Consider the following 6,250-nt stretch of genomic DNA (forward strand, 5'->3'; position numbering starts at 1 on the left):
CATGAACAATCGCAACTCTGACCCGAAGATCGGATTGGCCTTGGCTGGCGGCGGCCCCTTGGGCGCAATCTATGAAATTGGCGCATTGGTAGCACTTTCTGAGGCTATCGACGGGCTCGACCTGAATGACATGAGCGTTTACGTCGGTGTCTCCGCTGGCGGAATTGTGGCCACTGGTTTGGCGCACGATCTAACGCCGCATCAAATTTACAGATTGTTTATTGAAGGTGAGCCTGAAGAACTTGCCTTCGATCCTTCAATTTTGTTGCGTCCAGCCTGGAAAGAGTACTGGATGCGGCTGCGCAAGGTACCCAGTTTATTGGGCACCGCCATTTCCGATTATTTTCTACGCGATGACGCCACTTGGGTCAGTTGCATCGAACGCTTGGGTGCAGCAATACCCACGGGTTTGTTCAATGGTGACGAACTGCATGAATGGATGGCAGATCTGATTGCCAAAGGTGGCGGTACCAATGATTTCCGCAGCCTGCGCAACCGCCTTATTTTGGTGGCCACCGATCTCGATTCCGGCGATTCCATTCCCTTTGGCATGCCCGGATTCGATGATGTGCCCATATCAAAAGCGGTGCAAGCCTCTGCATCCCTTCCTGGCCTGTTTCCCCCCACAAGAATTGCCAACCGGCATTATGTGGACGGCGCGTTGAAAAAAACCCTGCATGCCTCCACCGCCTTAAAAGAGGGCGTGGAACTGTTGATCTGCCTGAACCCGCTCGTTCCCTACGATGACAGGCTGAACCCAAAAAACCATCGCCGTCGCGCCAAAGGTAAAGCTTTCCAGCCGGGCTCACGGTTATACGAAGGCGGCTTGCCTCTTGTGTTGTCACAAACATTCAGGTCAATCATCCATTCGCGCATGGACATTGGCATGGAGCGTTACGGACACCTGTACCCCAACGCCGATATTGTGTTGTTTGAACCTCAACATGGCGACGGAGAGTTTTTCTTCACCAACCCCTTCAGTTACGCCAGCAGACGTCGATTGTGTGAACATGCTTACCAGAGAACACGCGAGGAACTCTGGGCTAGAAGATATGACTTGGCTGAAAAGTTTTCCAGGCACGGACTGGAATTGAATCTGGAAGTTTTAAAAGATCCGACCCTACACTTAAGCAACAACGTTAGCAAAACACCAGCCCGTGCAGGATCAATGGTGTCGAAGTTTGACCAGCTTGAGGATTCACTCAATGAGCTTGATCGTTACCTACGGATCGCAAAAACCAGAAATGCTGCTTAATGACGCCATTACTCACTGGTAACAAAGGCAGTGAAGCCCCAAATACTCGACAAAACAACGTAGACTAATAATATTCAAAATACCAATAACAGACTTGCTGCATGAAGTCTTAAGCTCGATCAGGACTTTGGCCAGACAGGAGACGACCAGAACATGGAACGCAAGCCTCCAAGAAGAACAAGAGAACGGATTCTTGATTTGTCGCTCAGGCTTTTCAATGAATTCGGGGAGCCCAATATTACGACCACCGTGATTGCTGATGAAATGAACATCAGCCCCGGTAATCTGTATTATCACTTCCGCAATAAAGACGACATCGTCAACAGTATTTTTGCCAGCTTCGAAAAAGAAATCGACGGACTGCTCGACGTACCCGGCAACCGTCAGGCCAATATTGAAGATGCCTGGCTGTATCTCCAAGTCTCATTCGAACTGATCTGGCGGTATCGCTTTCTGTACCGCGACTTGAATGATCTGCTGTCGCGCAACCGTACCCTAGAAATCCATTTCAAACGCATCCTGAAACACAAAGTGGATGTGGCGCGCCGTCTGTGCCAAGGCCTCGTTGAATCGGGCGACATGATGGCCTCACAAGCGCAAATCAATGCATTGGCCACCAATATGGTAGTGGTGGCCACCTATTGGCTGTCATTTGAATACGTGCGCGACCCTCGCCACTTCAACGACGAAGCCACCATGAGCGCCGCACTGGCCAATGGTGTCTATCAGGTGATGTGTTTGCTGGCGCCCTATTTGCAAGGCAATGCCAAAGAACTGTTTGAAAGCCTGGCCCAATCTTTTATCACTGAAGAAAACACATAACAAGACCTAGGAGAACTTATGAGCGACTTGAAAGCCCGTTTTGAAAAGGCTGTGGCGGAATCAAAATCACTGCCCGCCCGCCCTGACAACCAAACCCTGTTGAAAATTTACGCCCTCTTCAAACAATCCACGGAAGGCGACAACACCGGCAAACGCCCAGGATTCACAGACATTGTTGGTCGTGCAAAATACGATGCATGGAAAGGCCTTGAGGGTACGAGTAACGATCAGGCCATGCAAAATTACATCGACCTGATCGAGTCGTTGAAATAAACCCGAGACCTTCTGGAAACAAAAAACCGGCCGCGGAGGCCGGTTTTTTTATGGCTGCTTGAAAAAATCAGGCAGCTGCCTTGAGTCCACAGGCACTGAGTCAAGTTTCGCTGCAACATGAACGCACACAGTTCGGCAAAGCTCCACCACCGTAGGTTCTTTCACTTGGTACAACACCAAAGTACCCTCTTTACGGCGCTGTAGAACTCCCGCACGGTACATCAAATTCAGATGGCGTGAGATATTGGACTGTGTAGAGTCCACCTCCTCCACAATGTCATTCACAGACTTTTCTCCATTGCACAAGGCATGGATGATCTTCAATCGCGTGGGCTCGGATAGCACCGCAAAATAGCCAGATACTTGTTCCAGCAGGGAATCCAGTTCACTCATAGCATGACCGATATGTTTTTTTATATTGAACTGATTGTACCCCCGTTTTTACACGGGGGTGGGGCTCAATGATTGGCCAGCAAAAGCCCAGCGTGTTCACGCATGGGGTGAAACTCGATGGTTTCCCATCGCTTTTGCATTACATCGAGATCGAACCTGGATGTTGCCAAAAAAGCATGGGTGTCAGCAGCATCAGTCACCATTCGACCCACGTTGGCGTCCATAAACCGGCGCAAATCATTGGCATTTTTGCTAGTCACCCATCGGGCACAACTGTAGCGGCTCGGCGCCAAACGCACTTCTACCCCATATTCACCCTTCAAACGTGCCTGCACCACTTCAAACTGAAGCTGTCCAATGGCCCCCAACAACATTTCCGAGCCTAGCAGGGGTTTGAACACCTGAATTGCGCCTTCCTGGCCCAGTTCCATCAACCCCTTTTGCAGTTGCTTGCTACGCATGGGGTCTTTCAATTCAACTGAGGCAAACAACTCCGGGGCAAAAAACGGCAAACCTGTGAACTGCAGACCCTCTCCTTCACTGAGCGAGTCACCCAGCTGCAGACCGCCGTGGGTGGTTAATCCAATAATGTCGCCGGCGTAGGCTTCGTCCACGCGATCACGGCGCTGAGAAAGAAAAGTCACCACACTGGTGGGACGGAAATCTTTTCCGGTCCGAAGCACCTTGAACTTCATACCGTGCTCAAAGCGGCCCGACAAAACCCGCACAAAGGCGATTCGATCGCGGTGGGAAGGATCCATGTTTGCCTGAATTTTGAAAACAACACCGCTGAATTTACTTTCAGTGGGTGCCACCTCTCGCTCGATCGCTTTGCGCGGTCCTGGATGGGGCGCTACATCCACCAATGCATCCAGTACTTCCTGAACACCAAAGTTGTTCACTGCCGAACCAAAAAACATGGGAGTTTGTTTGCCTGCAAGAAACTCAGAGGCATCAAAGCTGGGCGCAGCTGTGGTAACCAAGTCAATCTCCTGCTCGGCTTGCTGGAACTCGGCACCGAACCTGCTGCGCAGCAATTCGCGATTGTCGCCGTCAATCACCTCGTCATCCTCGCGACGGCGATCGGCCCCCGGAGTAAAAACACGCATGTGATTCTTGCGAATGTCAAAAATACCGTGGAACAACTTCCCTTGCCCCACTGGCCACGCAAATGGCACACAGGGAATTCCAAGAGTACTTTCAATTTCGTCCATCAATTCGAGGGGATCACGCACCTCGCGGTCCATCTTGTTGACGAAGGTAATGATTGGCGTATTACGCGCGCGGCACACTTCAATCAAGCGCAAGGTTTGTGGTTCAACACCATTGGCGGCGTCAATCACCATCAAGGCTGCATCCACCGCAGTAAGTACTCTATAGGTATCTTCGGAAAAATCCTGGTGACCTGGGGTGTCGAGCAGGTTGATCACCTGATCGCGATACTCCATCTGCATCACCGAGCTGGCCACGGAAATACCACGCTGCTTTTCAATTTCCATCCAGTCCGACGTGGCGTGGCGGCTGGCCTTGCGTGCTTTCACACTACCCGCAATTTGAATGGCACCCGCAAACAGCAGCAACTTTTCAGTCAGCGTAGTTTTGCCCGCATCGGGGTGGGAAATAATTGCAAACGTTCGGCGACGCTTGACTTCAGATTCAATGGACACAGCAGCCCTTTGGCGCAAAAGCCGTGATTTTACACGCCCAAGGGGTTAAATTCACCTCCTTTCATTGTCGTATCGATATATAAATCAATACCCTGATAGAAACCCTGTTGCGGACATCCCGTATTGCTCATTTTTATTACAACAACGACATTAACACGGTGTTTTTGCACATTCGATTCGTTCATTTAAAGAACGATAACAATCACAAAACCCGAACCCAATGGGTGCAGTTTTATCAAATCATAGGGGATACCAATGAAAGCAATTCTGGCAAAATCAGCCGTTGCAATCAGCCTGGCCGCGATGGCCATGGGAGCAGCTCACGCCGACAAATCCAAGTGGCCCAAAAGCTTTACGGTAGGCACAGCGTCACAGGGTGGCACTTACTATGCCTACGGTGCAGGTTGGGCCAACCTGGTGGCAGAAACGGTCGGGATTACTGGTGGTGCAGAAGTAACCGGCGGCCCCACTCAGAATCTGGCACTGGTGCACACCGGCAAGCTGGCTTTTGGCATGACCACCATGGGGCCCGCCCGCGAAGCATTGGACGGCAAAAGCCCATTGGCTCCCGGCCTGAAAATGAACAAGGTGTGTGCCATGTTCCCCATGTATGAAACCCCGTTCTCAGTCACCGTGCTGTCCTCCAGTGGCATCAAATCGATCAAAGACATTCCGCCCGGTTCAAAAATCGGTTTCGGCCCGGCCGGCTCTACTTCCGATACCTACTTTCCCAAAATGCTGGAAACGCTGGGCGTCAAATTTGAACGCCGTAACGGTGGCTGGAGCGATTTGGGTGGTCAATTGCAGGATGGCTTGATCGACGTAGTCGCATTCGCCGCCGGTGTGCCCATTCCAGCAGTGACCCAGCTTGAAGTACAAACCAAGATCAATATTCTTGAATTTACGGAAGCTGAGCAAAAGAAAATCATGGACACCTACCCGGTGTCTGCATTCCCCATCAAGGCCAATACTTACAAGACATTAACCCAAGACGCCCGTGCTGTATCAATGTGGAACTACGCGATTGCCAACTGCGATTTGCCAGAAAGCTTTGTGTATGAGGCCACCAAGGCCGTATTGGACAACAATGAAAAAATGTTGACCATCCACAAAGGCGCGCGCACTACCTTGGCGCAAAACTGGGACAAAAACACCTTCATCCCCTTCCACCCCGGTGCCGCAAAGTACTACGAGGAAAAAGGTTTCAAAATCCCAGCTCACTTGAAACTGAAGTAAATATCGATCAATCCATTTGATCCAGTGAATGTCAGGTATTGAATCCAATACCTGACGCGCTTCCGCAACCAGTCTTACTATTCTTGAATCGGCTCCATCATGTCCACACCCACTAGCGCATCCAGCACTGCCGCAGAGGATCGACTCATCGCCCAGGGCGTTGATGACGAACCCCCAGCGAATAATCAGCGCACTTTCACCCAGCACGCGGCTTTAATCGTCTCAATTCTGTCGGCGGGCTACGCCTTTTGGCACGTCTTCTCCTTGAATGTGGCCCCCATAGAAACCTGGGCTTTTCGCATTCTTCACGTGGCTGGTGCCCTGATTATTGGTTTCATTGCCTACTCGTCTTCAAATGTAGATCAACCCCAACGCGGCAATCCGGGCCTGATCAAGGCTCTGGCGGCGCTGCTGGCCATGCCGGCGATTTATGCCCTGTACACGGTGTATGACATGCAGCAGATCATCGCTGCAGGCGAGATGATTACTCCGGAAATGGAAGTCAACCAATTTGGCATCCCTTTGTCGATAGCTACTTTCGGTGCGATTGTTGGCACCTGGTTTCTGCGACCGCAAGGCACAAAATTCAACTGGCTTGATGGCA

General features: G+C 51.0%; 6 protein-coding genes and 1 pseudogene. 5 read left to right on the forward strand and 2 right to left on the reverse strand.

The window, feature by feature from the left end:
- Position 1 precedes the first annotated feature (1 nt).
- The 3 genes from A0129_RS12485 to A0129_RS12495 all read left to right on the forward strand — a co-directional run bounded on the left by A0129_RS12485 (position 2) and on the right by A0129_RS12495 (position 2,350).
- Positions 2-1,255, forward strand: a complete 1,254-nt coding sequence (locus A0129_RS12485; RefSeq protein ID WP_291715432.1) for a patatin family protein — start codon at positions 2-4, stop codon at positions 1,253-1,255.
- Positions 1,256-1,408: 153 nt separating this feature from the next.
- Positions 1,409-2,077, forward strand: a complete 669-nt coding sequence (locus A0129_RS12490; protein WP_040512784.1) for a TetR/AcrR family transcriptional regulator — start codon at positions 1,409-1,411, stop codon at positions 2,075-2,077.
- A gap of 18 nt (positions 2,078-2,095) precedes the next feature.
- Entirely contained in the window at positions 2,096-2,350 is a 255-nt protein-coding gene (locus A0129_RS12495; protein ID WP_008249852.1) for an acyl-CoA-binding protein, read from the forward strand.
- A 48-nt stretch (positions 2,351-2,398) separates the two neighbouring features.
- On the opposite strand, the gene A0129_RS12500 is transcribed toward A0129_RS12495, so the two are convergent.
- Together A0129_RS12500 and A0129_RS12505 are read right to left on the reverse strand one after the other, a co-directional pair.
- Positions 2,399-2,743: a helix-turn-helix transcriptional regulator gene (locus tag A0129_RS12500; RefSeq protein ID WP_171098628.1), complete on the reverse strand. Its 345-nt coding sequence runs from the start codon at positions 2,741-2,743 to the stop codon at positions 2,399-2,401.
- A 65-nt stretch (positions 2,744-2,808) separates the two neighbouring features.
- Positions 2,809-4,410, reverse strand: coding sequence for a peptide chain release factor 3 (locus A0129_RS12505; RefSeq protein ID WP_291715434.1), 1,602 nt, complete (start codon positions 4,408-4,410; stop codon positions 2,809-2,811).
- Between the two features lie 255 nt (positions 4,411-4,665).
- On the opposite strand from A0129_RS12505, the gene A0129_RS12510 reads away from it, so the two are divergent.
- The gene (locus tag A0129_RS12510) at positions 4,666-5,646 is read left to right on the forward strand and encodes a TAXI family TRAP transporter solute-binding subunit (RefSeq protein ID WP_291715435.1); all 981 of its coding nucleotides are present in this window, start codon (positions 4,666-4,668) and stop codon (positions 5,644-5,646) included.
- Positions 5,647-5,745: 99 nt separating this feature from the next.
- Positions 5,746-6,250 (forward strand): annotated as a pseudogene (locus A0129_RS12515) (TRAP transporter permease); the annotation flags it as partial.

This window comes from Limnobacter sp. CACIAM 66H1 (assembly GCF_001601825.1).
Taxonomy (GTDB): Bacteria; Pseudomonadota; Gammaproteobacteria; order Burkholderiales; family Burkholderiaceae_B; genus Limnobacter.